General features: G+C 53.6%; 11 protein-coding genes. 3 read left to right on the top strand and 8 right to left on the bottom strand.

Annotated features, from left to right (window positions below):
- Positions 1-351 precede the first annotated feature (351 nt).
- The gene (locus tag Pla100_RS12245) at positions 352-2,832 is read left to right on the top strand and encodes a dockerin type I domain-containing protein (RefSeq protein ID WP_231602992.1); all 2,481 of its coding nucleotides are present in this window, start codon (positions 352-354) and stop codon (positions 2,830-2,832) included.
- Between the two features lie 189 nt (positions 2,833-3,021).
- On the opposite strand, the gene lepB is transcribed toward Pla100_RS12245, so the two are convergent.
- The 6 genes from lepB to Pla100_RS12210 all read right to left on the bottom strand — a co-directional run bounded on the left by lepB (position 3,022) and on the right by Pla100_RS12210 (position 10,188).
- Positions 3,022-3,813 carry a signal peptidase I gene (gene lepB, locus Pla100_RS12235; RefSeq protein WP_146577960.1) on the bottom strand — a complete coding sequence of 264 codons (792 nt, stop codon included), beginning with the start codon at positions 3,811-3,813 and terminating at the stop codon, positions 3,022-3,024.
- Between the two features lie 10 nt (positions 3,814-3,823).
- Entirely contained in the window at positions 3,824-4,111 is a 288-nt protein-coding gene (locus tag Pla100_RS12230) for a hypothetical protein (protein WP_146577959.1), read from the bottom strand.
- 4 nt (positions 4,112-4,115) lie between these two features.
- The gene (locus Pla100_RS12225; RefSeq protein ID WP_146577958.1) at positions 4,116-4,679 is read right to left on the bottom strand and encodes an RNA polymerase sigma factor; all 564 of its coding nucleotides are present in this window, start codon (positions 4,677-4,679) and stop codon (positions 4,116-4,118) included.
- Between the two features lie 331 nt (positions 4,680-5,010).
- Positions 5,011-8,076, bottom strand: coding sequence for a bifunctional serine/threonine-protein kinase/formylglycine-generating enzyme family protein (locus Pla100_RS12220; RefSeq protein WP_146577957.1), 3,066 nt, complete (start codon positions 8,074-8,076; stop codon positions 5,011-5,013).
- Between the two features lie 6 nt (positions 8,077-8,082).
- Positions 8,083-8,664 carry a DUF3365 domain-containing protein gene (locus Pla100_RS12215; RefSeq protein ID WP_146577956.1) on the bottom strand — a complete coding sequence of 194 codons (582 nt, stop codon included), beginning with the start codon at positions 8,662-8,664 and terminating at the stop codon, positions 8,083-8,085.
- 81 nt (positions 8,665-8,745) lie between these two features.
- Positions 8,746-10,188, bottom strand: coding sequence for a HEAT repeat domain-containing protein (locus Pla100_RS12210; RefSeq protein WP_146577955.1), 1,443 nt, complete (start codon positions 10,186-10,188; stop codon positions 8,746-8,748).
- A 307-nt stretch (positions 10,189-10,495) separates the two neighbouring features.
- Here Pla100_RS12210 and Pla100_RS12205 point away from each other — a divergent pair, with 307 nt between their 5' ends.
- Positions 10,496-11,095, top strand: coding sequence for an RNA polymerase sigma factor (locus Pla100_RS12205; protein WP_146577954.1), 600 nt, complete (start codon positions 10,496-10,498; stop codon positions 11,093-11,095).
- A gap of 405 nt (positions 11,096-11,500) precedes the next feature.
- On the opposite strand, the gene Pla100_RS12200 is transcribed toward Pla100_RS12205, so the two are convergent.
- Together Pla100_RS12200 and Pla100_RS12195 are read right to left on the bottom strand one after the other, a co-directional pair.
- Positions 11,501-14,107 carry a hypothetical protein gene (locus tag Pla100_RS12200; RefSeq protein WP_231602991.1) on the bottom strand — a complete coding sequence of 869 codons (2,607 nt, stop codon included), beginning with the start codon at positions 14,105-14,107 and terminating at the stop codon, positions 11,501-11,503.
- Positions 14,108-14,452: 345 nt separating this feature from the next.
- Complete coding sequence (locus Pla100_RS12195) at positions 14,453-17,311, bottom strand: DEAD/DEAH box helicase (RefSeq protein WP_146577952.1); 2,859 nt, start codon at positions 17,309-17,311, stop codon at positions 14,453-14,455.
- A gap of 13 nt (positions 17,312-17,324) precedes the next feature.
- Between Pla100_RS12195 and Pla100_RS12190 the strand changes: the two genes are divergently transcribed.
- Positions 17,325-17,606, top strand: coding sequence for a hypothetical protein (locus Pla100_RS12190; protein ID WP_146577951.1), 282 nt, complete (start codon positions 17,325-17,327; stop codon positions 17,604-17,606).
- Positions 17,607-17,624: the final 18 nt, after the last annotated feature.

Raw genomic sequence — 17,624 nt, 5'->3', positions numbered from 1 at the left:
CACCCAATAACGATGTCGGGGAACGAATCGCCACTAAAATCCCCCAGCCGGACTCCGTCAGCACCTCGGTGCTGATTGTCGACGACATGCCGAAGCCATGGGGTATCGGCAAGTAACGAGCCCTGCAAAGCCACGAAACAGAAAGGGAAAGATTAAAAGAAGGGGAGAATGTTCATGCGGAGATTCTACCCTATCATCCGGGCCGGGGTGTCAGCGAGAACTTTCCTCGGAAACGCCTGACGTGGGCGACCTATGTTGGCAGTCCGTTTCCTCGTACGATGCCGCCTACTCAGCGTCGAACCCGCAACGACTACTTCTGACACCACACTTCTTTCTGTTAGGTTGAACGCCATGATTCGTGGGAAAAAGCAATCCGCTTTTCGGCTGTTGCGAATCGAAAGCCTTTCCAGTCGCCGAATGTTCGCTGCCGAACTCGCCACCGGACTTTCGCTCGAGGACGCACGCGATCAAATCGCAGGACGTTTCGACTCGGCGACCATCGTTACCCACGGCTTTCAAATCGACGGCGCGGGCGATTCGCTGATGCCACTCGCCGAAGCGATCGTCGAACGCAATGGCGGATTCTTGGTTGATATCGATGTGGGGGCGGTGGACGGAGCGATCACTTTCGATCTATTGGCAAGTGAGTCAAAAACCGGAAACGAGTTGGTCTTTCTTTTCGATTGGGGTGACGCATCGAACAACGATTCGGCAGGCTGGGGCGAAGCGGCCGGTGATGCCTTATTCAGTATTGGTGCCGGTTTGGGGCTGTTTGATCCCGACGCTGGATCAGCCAACACGATCAATTTGCACTTTATCGGCCACAGCTTCGGAACCGCAGTCACCAGCGAAGCGATCGAACGACTGGCCGCATTCAAAGTACCGGTCGATCATGTTACTTATCTTGACCCTCATGATTTTGACCAAGCAAGACTCCCCATCGACGGATCACAACGACTGTTTGAGCTGGGCGCACCTCAAGTGCTCGGTGGTAGCGGTTTAACCGAAGATGGCTATGGTGCATCGGTTTGGAATAATGTGACTTTCGCCGACGTCTACTATCAGACCAATCCGCTCGGACTCATTCCCATCAATCCCGGCGGTCGCCCGATTCCGGGAGCGTACAACGTTTCACTCACCCAAGCCACGGAAGATTTTTTCATCCCGCATAGTGCGGTGTGGAACGACTTTTATATCGATAGTGTGACTAGTCTCGATTCAACGTCAGGCTATGCCTTCAGTTCTCGGGTCATCCCGCCTAACGATCGGCCGGCCGCGGTGTTCTTTGGGTTGGGTCAAGAGCACGACCACACTCCCGAAGCAATCGTGAACCGAGATACCGGCTTGCCCAATTCGATCGGCCTGGGTTCGCTCGGACTGACCACTGAACAGATTACCAACGCGCGGTGGGAACCTGTTTGGACTCCAGGAATCTACAACGGAAACCTCGATCTCATTGGAAATGCGTCTGACGAGGTTCCCGGATGGGTGTTCCATGGAGGTGGCGGAGACAGCCAATGGCAAACGAGTGGCGATGGAGCAGTGCGTTTAACCGAGGCCGGGCAAAGCCGGACACACAACCTGGTTTACTTTCCCAAGAACGTATCCCAACTGGAATACGAGGTGAACTTCGGTAGTTCCGACGATAACGCCGTTTTGGAAATCCTGATCGATGAAATCTTGGTGGAATCGATATCGCTCGATTCAATGGCCACGAATGAACAATCCCTCGCAACGACCAGTGGAGTGAGTCGATCGATTCCGATCGGATCGCTTGGTGGTCGCGCACGAACCATTACTTTTCGCTCGGTTTCCATGAGCGGAAGCGGACAGGTCGACATACGAATTGACGACATAACGTTCTCTCGATCGGATCGAACTTTCAATTCCAACCATCGAACGCTCGTAGTGGAAACCGTTGAGGGACAACAGGCTATCCCATCTGACGTCAATACGATCGCCATTCAGTTCCAAGCCGAAGCGAACTCGTTCATCGAAGTCGAGTCGATCGACGTAACACATTCTTCATCTCTTGCATGGACCAATTTGTTTGTCGTCAACGATCGATTCGAGTCCATCGGGACGGTCGAAGAACGAACGTTATCCGCCGAGCTAGAAGCCGGAAGAACATATGCAATTCTGTTTGATCCGACCAATTCGATGCGAACTTATCAAATCACTTCCTCGGCGGGCGATCATTCGCTCAATCCATTGGCACCGACGAATCTGTTTGCTCCGACGGATGTTAACGCCGATGGCCGAGTGAGCGCTTTGGACGCGTTGATCGTCATCAATGCCCTGAACGCATTAGCCAATGACAACGGTGTCGAGAATGGGAAACGCCCGTTCCTCGATGTCAACCACGACGGCAGCATCACTGCCGTCGATGCGCTGCAAGTGATCAACGTGCTCAACGCGACGGTGCCACGAGGAATGTCCGAACCCGAGCCGATCGGAGAGCCCATCGCAACAGGTGGTCGTCGTCGAGTTGATGCTTACGAGTTCGTTGGATTGCTCACGGACGGCGTTGTTGATACCGAACGAATTATCGTACTGAACTGTCAAAAAGTTGGTATTGACACTGTGATTCCTGTCGATGTTTTACTTCCGCGTGTCACCTCTCCCGAACGCAGTTTGGGGGAGGTCGAGCGACGACGTTCAGGAGTCCGCGAGGGAGGGGGCACGGGCGTTGTTTCGTTGGATCGGCTTGGTTTGCCCTGGGGATGCCCCCTCCCGGATCTTGCTTCGCTCGATCCGACCTCCCCCAGCTTCGCTGGTGGAGGTGACAGGAAACTTGCGCAGCCTAAAATCGCGGTAACAAAAACCTTTTGACAGCCCACCGTAAGCCCGAGTTCCCTCGCCCTACTCCGCGATCCTCTGCGTCTCAGCGTGCTCTGCGTTGAGCAACCTAGCGAGCCAATTTCAGCAAGCAACTCTAAGCCCTTCAAGTCGGCAACAGCGTTGCCGGCGCGAGCCGGGTCGCAATGATCGCGGAATCCCCGATGGTCCGCACGTTGTTGATCAAAAAGGAAGCCTCTGGTAGCGCGGGAAAAAAATCACGGAAACTTTTCCTCCAACGGTCGCGATGGGGACCGGACCGAAGTGCCGACTATCTTTGGATTCGTTGCAATTGTCACCGAGTACAAAGCAGTTGAAACGAGGCACCGTGAGTGGACCAAAATCGGCCGTATCGGCGTTCGCGTAGCTTTCAACCGATTCGCCGTTGATACGAAGTTGACCATCATGAATCTCAACCTCGTCTCCTGGCATCGCCACAACTCGCCTCATGTAAGTCTTCTTCGGATACTCGGGGTGGGCAAACGCGATTACATCCCCACGCTGAACGGCTTCGTGGCGATAAGCAGTCTTGTTCACCAAGACACGTTCCCCCTTGGTCATCGTGGGATGCATGTCGTCCGTCGCCAAGACAAACGCCTCGACATAATGCTGCTTGATCACAAACACAAAACCCAGGCTTCCGACCGAGCACAAACAAACCAACATCAAGTAAACATCCCAGCGGTTCCATACGCGAAGACGGTAGTCGGACGGGCATTGCCGCGCCGCCCTCCACGCGTCCCATGACGCCACGGTCATCACCAAAGTCACCGGTAGCCAAGCGAGCGAAAGCTGATGTCGAGCAAGCAGCCCGAGCGCCACAGTGGTAGCGATCGTGGTGGCAAGTGCCCACGCCAGTCCCGCAACGAACCGACCGCAGTACCAATGCCCCAACCCCGGTAGCACGAGCGATAGGATGATCGCGTGGATCGGCGATCGAGGTGCGATTGTGATTTCATTTGATTCGTTCTTCATTGCATTCTCTTTACTGTGTTTGAATTCCGAGAAGGAGAACCGCGATCAGCCGGACAAAACCGATCAGCGACGCGAGCAACACCGTTGCTGCGGTCGCGATCGGATGATGGCGCCAATCCAACCACCAGATCAACTTGGTTTGATTCGTCGCCAATGTCAGGTCCGGTCGCCCATCGTCCGATTCCATCGAGATCGATGCCATGACCTTCTCAGTGAAATTCTCATCCGGTTTCATCTGCGCTCTCTGCTGCCTCCAGCGTTCGTAACGCTCGTCGATCGGATCATCGGGTTCATTCATGGTTTCATTTCCGTTCAATGGTTGGAGTGCTTGAACTAAGTTGCCGTCGTAATGACGCTTTGGCGCGAGCCACCCGAGACTTAACCGTGCCGGTGGGGATCTGCTCGATCTCGGCAATCTCGGCTTGGCTCAAGCCATCCAGTTCCGAGAGGATCCATGCGGTTCGTTGGTCGGCGGGAAGTTGAGCGAGCACCTGATCCAACAACGCAAATTCTTCCCGCATAATCATGTTTTTTAGCGGATCGGATATCGAATTCGGTTCGGGCACTGGCGTCTGGAAGCTGATCGGCGAACGACCACGGGCTCGGATGGTATTGAGAGACTGATTTCGAGCGATCTGGAAGAGCCAAGTAAGAAACGCACCTCGACGCTCGTCGAATACGTGCAGATTTTGGTAGATGCGAATCCATACCTGTTGCGCAATATCCTCGGCATCGTGTTCGTCACCCAGGATGCCGCGAATGAAACGCAGCATCGCGGGGCTATGCTGATGAACGAGCGCTTCGAATGCGGACAAATCGCCTTGAATCGCGTGAGCAATCAATTCGGCTGGATCGGTGCGATTCAAAAGAGTGACTTCAAGGTAAGAACAACTGCGGGACGGCTGTAGAGTCTTACCCCGGCTAACGCGATACGTTCCCTAGAAAAAGGAAAAAGCCCCGTTTCGATGGGAAGCCCCTCCAACGAAACAGTTTGAAAAAAGGATAACGCACCTTTTCCATAAGTGTGGTTGAAGTTTGAACGCAGAGGTCGTCGAAACGCAACGATCCATAGAGCATTGTGCTCGCGTGTAGTCTGAAACTCCGCGATCCTCTGCGTCTCCGCGTGCTCCGCGTTTGAAAGAAATGAAAGAGCTCTCACCGAACACGAGTCTGTCGGTGTGAAGTTTCCCAGCGTTCTCAATCTGGAAGATGGTAAAGCGTCTGAAGACTCGATTGAACCAACGCTCGACTGTACTTGTCCGGCGAGAATCGTTCGGATTGTTCCATTCCAGTGCCGGGTTGATCGATCGAGCGAACGACACGAAATCCTAAATAGGGACTTCGGTAGCTTTCCCGTGCCTGCGACCGCGTGCTGGAACAGAGCGTTCCCTGGGAATCGTTACTCGAACCACCTCGGTGCACGCGAACGTTGCCCACCGTTTTACCTCTCGGGTTCTCCGAAGGCGAACTACCGTAGGGACCATAAACATCGTTGCACCATTCGGCGACGTTGCCATAGATATCATGAACACCGAATCGGTTGGGCATGAACAATCCGACCTCCGCTAAATCTCGTTTCAACGGTGCCGCGTAGTACTGGATCTTTTGAAAATCGTCGCCGAAAAAATAGGTGGAAGTGGATCCAGCTCGAGAGACGTATTCCCATTCAGCTTCGGTGGGAAGTCGATAACCGTTTGCCTCCCAGTCGACGGCCAAACCTCCTTCTTCGCTCCTCTTGTACGCACGTGTTCGTGCATGCTTTTGGCTGAGCCAATTACAGAACGCGGCGGCACTGACCCACGAAATGTCATTTACCGGGATTCGACTATCCTGGAGAACCGGCTCGCTCGCTATCTGTGGCGATATCTGGGAAATCGAGTTCACGGCCATGGATGCCTGAGAAGGCGTAGCGTTCGCTTGATCACGATCGAGAGACGGATCTACGAAATCGGTTTCCGCAACAAACTTGCGGAACTGTTCGACTGTGATTTCAAACCGCGACATGTAAAACGGTTCTGGCAAAGTGACGAGTTGGGACCGGTCAGAGGCGACGATCCGTGATGCCTGCTTGACCGTCGACGCGTTGCCGCCATCTGACCTTCGAAACTCTCCGGCCGGGATGCGAATCATCTCGACGCCGAATTCGTCGACGACGACGGCGGGGTGAATGTTGGATTGATCTACTTCTCGAGTCCGTCCACCGTCGCCCTTCCACCGCCGAAGTGACCAATCGGATGCACTAAAAACGCCAGCGTCGTTGGTTGCGTTCCGGATATTTTCGAGCAAATGGGTTAGAGTTTGACGGCTTGCCGGTGGCACGCGATCTGGCATCACACGTCCCAGCGCAAGGCATAGTGCGTAGCGCACGTCGTCGCTATTGCAATCGGTTAGCAGTGCTTGCCAAGAATCCCAATCGTGAATCCAGTCCGGGGCGATCGAAAGCACCTCGGAACGCACCGTCTCGGATACTCGTTTCAAAGCGCCATCGGTCGATAACCAATCGACGGCAGCCTCTTTTGCGCCGAGATCCATCGCGGTCAATGTTAATCTGGCAATCTTGTTGGCGCTCCCCTTGAGATCCTTTTCCTCTTCGATGCGTTCGGTGATCCTGGTCAATTCTCGCTGCACGAGCTCTCGACTGACTATCCTTTGCGTCGCCAGGCTCTCGAGCAAATTTTGAGATTGATCCGTGGGTATGCTGGGAATTTGATCTACCAGAAAGCTGATTTCAGGGTGCTCTAGCTGCGATAACGCGAACGCGAGCTGAAGTTTTTCCACTCCGCTGGAAGCGTCAAACTTCGTTTTTAACATCGTGACGGCTTGGTCGCCGAATGGACGCAGAGCGTCGATCGAATCGGAAACCCGATCTGGAGGTGCGAACGTGACCGCCGTTACCAACGACTGCACCGCCTCGTCAGCCTTTCGCTTCGCCAAGATCGCGTTCCGATTGGCAGCGAGCGCAAAAGAGATGGACGTGATCGTTCCCAGCACTAGCAACAAGACGACCGAAACGGACAGCACGGTGACGGCGGGATTGCGCCGACACCACCGCCATCCGCGTTCGACCGGATGGATGGGCCTCGCCAAGATGGGTTGACCCTTCAAATAGCGATCCAGCTCGGAACTCAATTCGGCAGCGGAACCATATCGTTTGGCAGGTTGTTTCTCCAAACATTTCAAACAGATGGTTTCTAAATCCCGTGGAATGTTCTCATTGAGTGAGCGAGGTGAAACGGGAACCCGTTCGATGACCTGCATCACGGTGTCGATCGCGGTCGCGGCTTGAAAAGGCGGTCGGCCGGTTAACAGGCAATACAGGATCGCCCCGAGAGAATACACATCGCTCGCCTTACCGACTTGTTCCGTGCTCCCCGAAGCCTGCTCGGGCGGCATGTACCCTGGAGTGCCCACGATCGCACCGGATCGCGTTAGATCGCTATTCGCATCAATCTGTTTTGCCAATCCGAAATCGGTAACTCGAGGGGTACCGTTGCTATCCAATAGAATATTGGCCGGCTTCAAATCCCGATGAATCACACCATGTTCGTGTGCGTATTGCACCGCATCGGCAATCGATTTGCAGATATTTGCGGCGTCTCGCGGCGGCAACGGTCCGCCCGCTAACTTGGATTGCAAACTGATTCCGTCGACAAATCCCATCGCAAAGAAATGCTGTTCGGCATGCTTTCCGATTTCGTAAACCGGCACGATACCGGGATGATCCAGTTTCGCTGCGGCCTGAGCTTCCAACTGAAATCGCTCGACCTCATCGTGACCTGCAAAATGCCCAGCAAGGATCATCTTAAGGGCGACGATGCGACCGAGCTTGCGATGACGTGCCTTAAACACGACCCCCATTCCACCACGAGCGATTTCTTCCAAGAGTTCGTAGTCACCGTCTTGGAATTCCAACCCGATTTTATAACCGTCTGTCTTGCGGAGAACTCGCGGTGTATCAAACGCTTGATTCACCGAGACGGTGTCGAGATCGCAACGGGAACTCGCTGTCTGAGCGAATACCGAGTTGATGATATCTCGCGAATCAGGGAACCGCTGTCCGTAGAACTCTTTTGACGGCGGTGGATCTTCGTTGCGTCGCCACCATAGTTCAATCTCGAGCAGGTTCCTCAGCAACTCGCCCGCGTCGGCATGAACCGACTTGACCAAATAGTCTTCCAGTTTCGGCGCATCGCTACGTCGCCAAGCGTCCTCGAACGCATCGCATAGCTGGTCGATCTCGGTTTGACCTAGTCGCTGATCCACCGTTTGTTAATCTGCCTTCGCAACTTTCTCGTTTATCTGTTTCAATTCAAAAATGAACGCACCGAGCAATGTTCCTTGCGGGACGTCGTGGCACTTGGCGCACGTTTGCATTGCTCTCAATGCTCCGTACACCGTATAACCTAATCGGTCTTCATGAACGCGATAAGTTACCGTCTGTCCGTTTTTCATTTTTTGGATTGCTTGTTGTTCGAACTCGTTCGGTTCGCGTGTTTGATAAGATTCGATGCGCATTCGCCTCATCATCCCCGCGTTGGTCGTTTGAAAAACGATCGGAGACTCGCGATCTAGTCCGATCAAACTTTGATTGGTAATTTCAAGAGCATTGCCAGCGACCCTCAACGCCGGAGTGCCAATGTCTCGATGCAGCTCTTCCCTGCGGATGGATGCCTCCTGTGGAGAAACCAGTCGAGTCGGCCCAAAGCCCGCACTGGAGACAAACATATCGGTGTAGAAATCGTGCATATCGCTGAATGACCCCCACCTTGCTTCCTGAGCAATCAATGAAGACGGTGCGGATACTAGGATCAAGGTGATCAGGCCGTACAGAGCGAATTTTCTTGGTTTCATTGGATCGGTCCTATAGAGATATTGATGACAATTCAGCTTCGAGAGAATGATGGGATGGATTGGTAGAATCGAACCGAGAATCTATCCTTTGATCTTGGTAAGGGCATACTTTGCCAACGAGTGTAGCGATTCTTTCTTGGTATCAACGATGTTTTGCAAGCTGGGGACGGCCGCCTTCGCCTCGGGTCCTATTGCTCGAAGGACGCTGATCGCGATCCTTGCGACTCGGCGATCAGCGTCCAGGAGTTCCACAATGTCGCTGACCGCTGAACCGGCCGACGGCCCCATTTCCTTCAGTCCTGTTAGGGCTTCGATTTGTATGACTTCACTTGTTTGATTCCCACTTTTCAGGATGGCCGAATAACACGGCAAAACAGAACCTGCGTTGTTTTCGATCGCCCAAAGCGTGCGTGCGATGACGGGCGACAGTTCTTTTTGCAACATCTGCTTCAATTTCGGGACGGCCGATGCGGCCTCAGTGCCGACTGTTTTCAATGAACTTAGAGCACACTCGACGACCCAGGGTTTGTCGCTGGAGAGCAATTCGATTAAGACGGAGGTGACGTACGGGTCTGTCTTTGCGAGACGACCCAGATGCGTAGAAATCAAACGGCGAGAGGGGAAATCTTCGTCTTCCAACGCCTCGACGAGATATCGCACGTTGCAGCAATTCGGTGACGATAGTTTTCCCAACGAATCAATGATAGCTGTTCGAAGTTGCTTGTGCTCGCTTGACGTCGCGTTCAAGCTGCGATGCCGAATCAAGGCTGCACTCACCTGACGTGTTTCTTGCTTCGCATTGCCGAGTGCGGTGGCTGACGAAATACGAACGGAGATGTCGCGATCCTCAAGTCCTTTGATCAGTGCCCTGATGGTTGTTCCGTCCATGACGATTCGGTTCCCCAAGACGATCGCGATGCGTGCCCGCACGGCGGCCTCATTGTGCGAAGCCGCATCGGTTACCATATCAACCAGTGGGCCGCCGACGTGACTGAGCGCCCAGCTGATGTTTGAATTGACCGATGGAACGAGACCTCGACAACTGGGCGCGTAATCCAACGCACCGTCGCGGCCCATTTGGTTGATCATGAGTCGAATATCCCGAGCGTCAAGACGAGACAGGGCGTCACGATCTGATTCTGTTGGCTCGCCATAACGATTTCGGATACCAATCGACCTCAAGCGTTGTTCGATTGCGTGACGGCTGACTTTTTCGTCCGTGTCTTCCATTAGTCTCGTGATCGCTACCTGGGCGGACTCCGGCGGAAGCTTATCCAGCAAGTTCATCAGGAAGAACGCTCGCATTTCGGGATTGGAATGGGTTGAGAGTTGGAGGATATCTTGAATTCTCAGACCGCTCACCAAAGGACTTAAAGTCGCTTGGATCGCTTGGTAATCACTGTTGTGCAAGGCGACAATTTGGCTCGGAACATCAGCGGCCAGCTCGTCGGTATGGCCAGCTCCTGAAAGAGTCAGCAACGGGATCAGCATGAAACTGAATACAAGAGGGTGATTGATGACCATTTTAAATATCCTGGCGGTTGTTGAGCGGAGAATCGTTGCCAAGCCGATTGAGGGATGACAAAGTGCGGTCTGCTTTTGACTCGCTTCTACCGGTGAATCCGATAACCTTCGCCGGCGCGGCCAGCAATGGTTAGAAAAAATGCAAAAATGATTTTTTCCCTCTTCACCACCGCGCGATTAGACCCCTCTAAGGCTGATTGCACGGCAAAGCGGACGTTTTCCGGGCTTCCTTGCCATCGACTAGAATCTGATTTTAAAAGTTGGCAAATGCCCATGGAAAACCCACTCCTCGATTCAAAAGTTGCCCATGAATGACGACCCCGATTCCGCAGTTCTGCTTCAGCGATGGCGAGATGGTGACGAACAAGCAGCCGAATTGATTTTCATTCGCTATGTCAATCGGCTGGCTGGTTTGGCGCGGTCTCGGTTGTCCGAGAAAATGCAACGACGCATCGACCCCGATGATGTGGTGCAGTCGGTCTATCGAAGTTTCTTTCGGCAAGCGAGAGATGGCGACTATCGTTTGGAACGCAGTGGGGATCTGTGGCGGCTGTTGGCTGGCATCACGATCAACAAGACGCTCGGGCAGGTTGAGTATCACCGTGCTGCGAAACGATCGATCGATGGAGAAACCGAAGATCTTGGCGACACGGCGTCACGACAGATGCCGCCCACGATGATGGCTCGAGAACCGACGATCGAAGAAGCACTGATGCTGTCCGACGAAATCGAGGCCCTGATGAAACCTCTTTCGCCGATCGAGCGACAGTGCCTCGAGCTTCGACTTCAGGATCTGAGTACAACAGAAATCGCGGTAGCAATCGAATGCTCCCCTCGCACGGTTCGCCGAATGCTCGAACGGATCAAAGAGCAGTTGGCGTCCAGATTCCAGGACGGTAAAGACTGAAACCAAGATCCCGCGCTGACAAACTGCGAAGAACGAAGTGCCAACACTTTCCCGCAGCCAATCGAACACCCCGAAACAGCCAAAACTCCTTTCAACGTTTGGGGGTGACCACGAAGTACACGAAAAGAGAGCGAGGCTCGTCGGAGGTTCTGCTTCGTGTGGTCGATATAGAGAACTGAAGAACGCACCTCACACATTGATTCGACTATTGAATCATCCCTTTTTTGGCAGGAAGATGACCAGCACCCATTTTCCTGCCCATAATCTTGCTGCCAAAAACTGTTGATGAGTGTGCGGTCATTCAAAATCAACATTCCTCGAGCTAGAAAAGAGAACCGCAATTAAGAACGTGGACAAAGCATCCTCGTGAGTGGGGAGGGGCGAATTCTTCATCAACTTTGGGTCCTACGGATTGATTCGAACCTTCACACCTGCCATTCGAGCGTCGTCAATCATCGTCTGAAGCCAAGGAACTATGTGACGCAAGTCGGCGATACGCAAATTGAATCTTCCTGGTTTCCCGGTGGCCCTGACGTATTCAGTCAGATCAGCAAGATGCTGCGCCATTTTCCCGTACGGACTGTAGTGCCAGTCGGGAAAACTGACGACACGAGGCATTGCGGATTTGATGATGGCATCGATCCGGAAGTCGTCTCGCTTGTTGACGACGACAGTGTCGATGGCACAGCTCTCCAAATCGTGGATCTGCTGAGAGGTCGCAACTAAATTTTCGATGTTTAAATGAGTGATCGCTACAAATTGCTCGTACGCACCGGCGTTAACATCATCTAGAAAGATACAGTCGTTCAGAGTGAGTGCGTTTGTAACCATCGGCAAATCACGAAGGATCGTGTGATCACAGACTAACCCTCTCAGTTCCAGATTGTTCGCTGATCGAATAACCGAAAGCGGTGTTAGCAGTTGCTGAACATCTTCGCATCTACGCGAAACGTTTTTCGGGGACTGGACTATTGAATCCATTCCTAGATACAGTTGCTTCAGATGCAGTCGATCGTCCATACCTTTTAATTGGATCGCAGTGAGTTCTGTAAGATCTAGAAAAATTGACTCCAAATCAACAACTCCTGACAATTTCAGATCAGTCAATCGAGCTCCTGCGGAACCGACTTCGTTGGTAAAACCATATAGGTCTTTGAGTTGTGGTATGGACTCGAGCTCAAGAGCAAACCTCTGCATCGTATCCAAGCGGATGAGTTCCAAGTTTGGAGCATGCTCTATTCGAATTCGACACACCGAATTTGGAACATCACCGAAGGTGTTTCTTACCTTCAAAGAATACAGGTCCGCCATCCCCTTCAGGTCGAATACAGAATCCCGACGATGCGGAATCACGATTTGCAACTCTCTAACGCCATCGGGGATAACAATTTCGCCACCATTGGCAATCAGTTCGAGCGTGTAACTTTCGCCAATTCCGAAATCGCGTCCTGAACGAACTGCTCTTACAACGCCGCAGTCTTGAATACCGTCGTTCTCGAAAGTGAAGTTGTCGAATCTCGTATCTGCCGCTAGCTCGGAAACTCGGTCTGTGGGCAAGTCGCAATTTTTTAGCGTCAGCACCTTGAGGGATGGTGCTAGCCTGATAGCGGCATCGACTTCATCAGCGGTAGCCCCGTGAATGGTGATATCACGAGGTCCGCCTCGTTTTAACCGATCCTCGGTACCACGCCATTGTGTATCAAGATCGTGAGCGACTCGTTGCAAAAGCGTGAAGTCTCCTTCACTGATATAGTCATTCACCGTCACCGACTCCATTCGACTTAGTCGCCAGTCACTGTAAATCGTTGAAAGAAAGACGTCCCAGGAAACCGCGATTACGAATGCTGCCCCCAGAGTCCATCTCGCGGTGAAGACGGACCGCGGCGATACTCGACGATACAACGATGGCAGAGGAAGTATCACTAACGACACGGCCAGTGTCAGCAGAACATCAATCATCAAAGCCGCTTGGTCGAATTCAGTTGATTGCCAAATCGACGAATCGGTCCAATACCACGCGGCAGATGAGGGTATGGTTTGTTCGGCGTGCCAATACACCAGTGGCCAACCGGCGATTCGATAGCCCTCGATGCTGTACTCTCCGGTCCTGGTAAACGGATAGAGCGTTAGCATGGCAATCATCACTAACAAACACAGGTGTCCAGCCAACCTGCCGAGCCATGCGCCACCTTCAGGAGCATAAATGAAATCGGATTCATCTAGATTCCCGTCGACTACTTGTTTTTTTCTTTCGCGAATGGGTATCAGAACCAACCCATACTTCCGGCAAACTATCGGAAAGATTGCAATCGCGAACGTCCCAAATCCGCTAGCAAGTTCCTCCCAGTCAGAGCGGTGGTTGATAAACAGCCAAGACGCTCCAGCCGACGGACCTGGATCTAGCCCGCCTAACCACGATCGCATCACCGCTTCGATTCCCCACAGAATGCTTTTCAATGCTAGCCAACCGCCTATCCAGATCGCGGCAACGTTGGCAAACATTTGTGCCCGACTGCATCGAGCATTGATTCGCATCGCGACGATAGCAAGCAGCGATACCAATACGGTAACGATCAGCGACCACAGAGGAGAATAGTCGTAGCGAGACGGTTTATTGATGATCTGCGTCGCCGAAAAGACGAACGCGCACATAAGGACGAGAGCAAGTCCATCAATAATGCTGGCTCGAGGCGAAGTCTGGTCACGAAATTGACGTGAAAGCGGAACGATCCCGTTGAATGTAACGAATCGATACAGAATCGGAACCACACCCGCCCCGGCAAGCATAAACAACATGCCAGGAAGGTATTCAGTGCTGATCAACCCTGCCGATCCATGACCATCCCGCGCATAGATGGCATTGCCGATCAGCGGTAGCATGATGAAAAGTACAACAGGTACCGCCATCAATCCAGTAAAAATCCAATAGTGCTGGCGCGTTCGAGGGTGCTGAAGCCACAACCAGATGTGAAGCATGCAAGCCGGCACCATGATCGGGATGACAAACGCCAACAAAAACACGATCAACAATAACGTCATCGGAATGAAGCTCCGATGCAATCGTTTGCCCCACTCGTTGACTCTCATCAATAACTTCTCGCCATCGAAATCACGCTACAGATTGCCCGCTCAGCATAGACTGAGCGTAATTGCCTGATAGACGGTTGCCAAGGTCAGGGAAACACTTCGCATGCGGTCCGCCTCGAGTTTTGGGATCAGGCAATGTCGAAACCCGATACCCGAGTCAAAGGCTATGCAAAATCTTTCAATGAAGCGGCGACGATGAGTCGCCACCACTGGCAAGATGCGTGACTTATTGATCTCGCGTTACAAAGTTCAATTGCATCACCAGAATCCTTAACCCAACAAACGGGCCAATGTGTCGGCGAGGGATCGCAGGGCGTTTTGGTCGGGGAGCGTGATCTTGAGTTGCGGGCGGCCTTGTTCGTCGGTCTCGATCGTCTTGGATAATTTCTCGGTCAAACGATCGACCTTGGCGATGTGCTCGGGTGTCGGTTCGGATGAAGTTTCCGCGTCACCGTTCTGCGAATGCCCACCTTGCGAATTTCCGCCGAGCAGGTTCCCGGCGAGTGCAAGGGCCGCCGAGACGAGGTCGCCGGTCGCTTTGGAGATGTCTTCGCGATGTCGATGAATTTGTTCCAACTCGGCCTCGGTTCGTCGTTGGCTGCTTTCGTCGACCGGAGCGGCAAACTTGGGCAACGCCATCTGTTCGAGGCGACGGCGGAGATCGTCGGTGCTGCTGCTGACGGCGACCTCGCTGATCTCGCTGTCGATGTCCAGCGACGCGTTGGCGAGTTCTTGTTTGGATGCCAACGTATTGAGCAATTGCTCTTCGATCGTTTCACTGGAAACCATGTTGTAAATGTGCACGGGATTCTTTTGTCCCATCCGGTGTGCCCGCGCGATGCGTTGTTCCAACACGGCGGGGTTCCACGGCAGGTCGCAATTGATGACGACGTTCGCCGATTGTAAGTTCAAACCGGTCGATCCCGCATTGGTCATGAGGATCACGCGGCAGTCCGGGTTTTCTTGGAACTCGGCGACGATTGCCGGGCGTTTCTTTTGCGGCACGCTGCCGTCCAGGCGGACGTACTCGCATCCGATCATATCGAGGCGACGCTCGACGCGATCGAGCATTCGTTTCCATTCGGAAAACAACACGATCTTGCGATGCGGGTCGGCGATCAATCCGTCGAGCAACTCGTGCAGTCGTTCCAACTTGCTGCTGTATTCGGGTTCCTGTTGGTTGACCAAGAACGTGCTGTCGCAGGACATCCGGGCCATCGCAAGCGCCCGCCGCAACCGCAACAAATCCATTTCGGTGAGGAACTTCTTGCCGACGATTTGGGCGACGATCTGCATCTGTCCGTCGTGGATCTCTTTTTGCTCTTCGGTCGGCGTGACGCGAACAATCTCGTCGATCCGTTCGGGCAGTTGTTTGGAGACTTCGCCGCGGGTGCGGCGCAACAAAATCGGGGCGATCGTTTGACGCAGTTCGTCGAGTTTTTGATAGCCGATCGTCTTGCCGCGATCGTCGACGACGCGATGCCGGTTGAAGAACTTGAACGCGGAACCGAGCCGGTTTTCGTCCACGAAACGGGCGACCGTGAACAATTCGCCCAGGTTGTTTTCCAGCGGTGTGCCCGAGAGCACCAAGCGATACGGACTGCGGAGCGACCGGATCATGTTGCTGGTTTTGGATTCCCAGTTTTTGATCCGCTGGCCCTCGTCCAAGATGATTAAATCCCAATCGACCGATTCGATCGGCTCGAGATCGCGGAGCACTTGTTCGTAGTTGCACACCGTGAAGAACGTGTCGCTTTGGTACTGCTCGATGCGTTCAGGGCCGTTACCCAAGACGACCTGCACCGAGCGTCCGCAGAACCGTCCGACTTCGGTCCGCCACTGGTTCTTCAGCGACGCCGGGCACACGATCAATACGCGGCGAATGCCCGCCCACTTGGCCAACAATTCCGCCACGCCGATACCTTGAATTGTTTTCCCCAGACCCATGTCGTCGGCGAGGATCGCGCGGCCGGCGGTGGCGGCGAAGGCGATTCCGTCGAGTTGGTAAGGCAAGAGGGTAGCACTGAGCAATTCGGTCCGCATTGGATGACGCTCCGGATCGCGTCGAATTTCGGCGCATCGTTTGGCCATTTCCGCCGTGGTCAGTTGTCGCTGGATGTAGTCTTCCGCGTCGGGATAGATTGTTAGCTCGCGGCCTTTGGTTTCGAGCGCCTCGATCCGTCGCATCACATCAGCGGCGTCGGTCGTCGACTTGTCTACCAAGTCGCCGACGATTTCCTCGACGCTCGGGTTCTTGCGCGTCGGCACGTTGAAACGCAAGCCGAAGTCGTCGCCATAATGCAATCGCAAGGAAACATGCTTGCGTTGGTAAGGCTGTTCCAACGCCGCGACGCCGAATCGTTTCTTGACTTTGGCAGCGACGTGCAAGATATGTTTGCAAGTCCCTAAACCGTTGGTACGAAAATCGGGACAAGAACAATACGATTGATGAGGTTCGAGCCCGCGGAGTGAAACGCGATACGTTTTGCCGGTGTTGTGGCTGGTCGTTACGTAGTCGGCCCAAGGCGTCGACGGGTCGGCGCTGCGGACCCGCATGTCTTCTTCGTCGGCTCGCTTTTGACGTTCGGCCATCGCCCGGGCGAGCAGTTCGTCCTCAGTCAAATTTTCCAACGGCACGGATTCATCGGGCGGCATCGCCAAACCGAGCACCGATTTGGAATCGAGCAAATATCCCAACGCCGCGCCGACGTGATGGCAATGCGAATCACAGTGATTGCAGTTGGTTTGGATTTGTTTGGCGCGAGCCGATTGCAAGGTCATCGTCACGGTGACGGTTCCAACAAACTCAGGCTCTTCATCGGGTCCGCCGTACTTGGCCATGCAATCGGCGAGATTGATTCTCAACAGGTCACCGCCGAGAAACACATCGTCGTCGGACTCGATCTCGGTGAAACGACTTCCGACGCGAATCAACTTGCCTCCTTCGTCGCCGAGCATTTGACACGCTTGGTGATAGGTCAACGACCCGAGGCGTTGATGAAAAACGTTGACTTGTTTCTTTCGCGACGAACCACTGCCGGACTTTTTCCCGCCGCTCGCCTTGGAACGAGAGCCACTGGTCTGAGTATTGGCCTCGGTTTGGGCGGTCTTCAACTGAGTCGCAGCCATCGCGAAAGATTCCTTGCTTGAGTCGAACGAGATTGATCCAGCGGTCATTGGAACGTCGAGCGGCCAACGGATCAATCCCGATCTGGGATTGGCGATTGTTGGGGGCTGGCGGGGGTGGCTCGGTATTCGTGGTAGCCGGAATCGTGGTAGCTGGACTCGTGGTAGCTGGACTCGCAAGAGTTCAGAGGATTATCCGGCGGATTCCGAAGTCTTGCGACTCCGGCTACTGTGCCACACGGATTCCGAAGTCTTGCGACTCCGGCTACGGATCATCGGAAGCTACGTTATGATGTGACTGCTTTCAACTCGCGAG

Origin of the sequence: Neorhodopirellula pilleata (genome assembly GCF_007859915.1) — a bacterium.
Classification (GTDB): domain Bacteria; phylum Planctomycetota; class Planctomycetia; order Pirellulales; family Pirellulaceae; genus Rhodopirellula; species Rhodopirellula pilleata.
This window is presented reverse-complemented; position numbering and strand designations above follow the sequence as displayed.

What these genes read in the sequence shown, in the direction of transcription:
- Pla100_RS12245 (WP_231602992.1), top strand. Translation starts at nt 352, where the DNA reads ATGATTCGTGGGAAAAAGCAATCCGCTTTTCGGCTGTTGCGAATCGAA.
- lepB (WP_146577960.1), bottom strand. Translation starts at nt 3,813, where the DNA reads ATGAAGAACGAATCAAATGAAATCACAATCGCACCTCGATCGCCGATC.
- Pla100_RS12230 (WP_146577959.1), bottom strand. Translation starts at nt 4,111, where the DNA reads ATGAATGAACCCGATGATCCGATCGACGAGCGTTACGAACGCTGGAGG.
- Pla100_RS12215 (WP_146577956.1), bottom strand. Translation starts at nt 8,664, where the DNA reads ATGAAACCAAGAAAATTCGCTCTGTACGGCCTGATCACCTTGATCCTA.
- Pla100_RS12210 (WP_146577955.1), bottom strand. Translation starts at nt 10,188, where the DNA reads ATGGTCATCAATCACCCTCTTGTATTCAGTTTCATGCTGATCCCGTTG.
- Pla100_RS12205 (WP_146577954.1), top strand. Translation starts at nt 10,496, where the DNA reads ATGAATGACGACCCCGATTCCGCAGTTCTGCTTCAGCGATGGCGAGAT.
- Pla100_RS12195 (WP_146577952.1), bottom strand. Translation starts at nt 17,311, where the DNA reads ATGGCTGCGACTCAGTTGAAGACCGCCCAAACCGAGGCCAATACTCAG.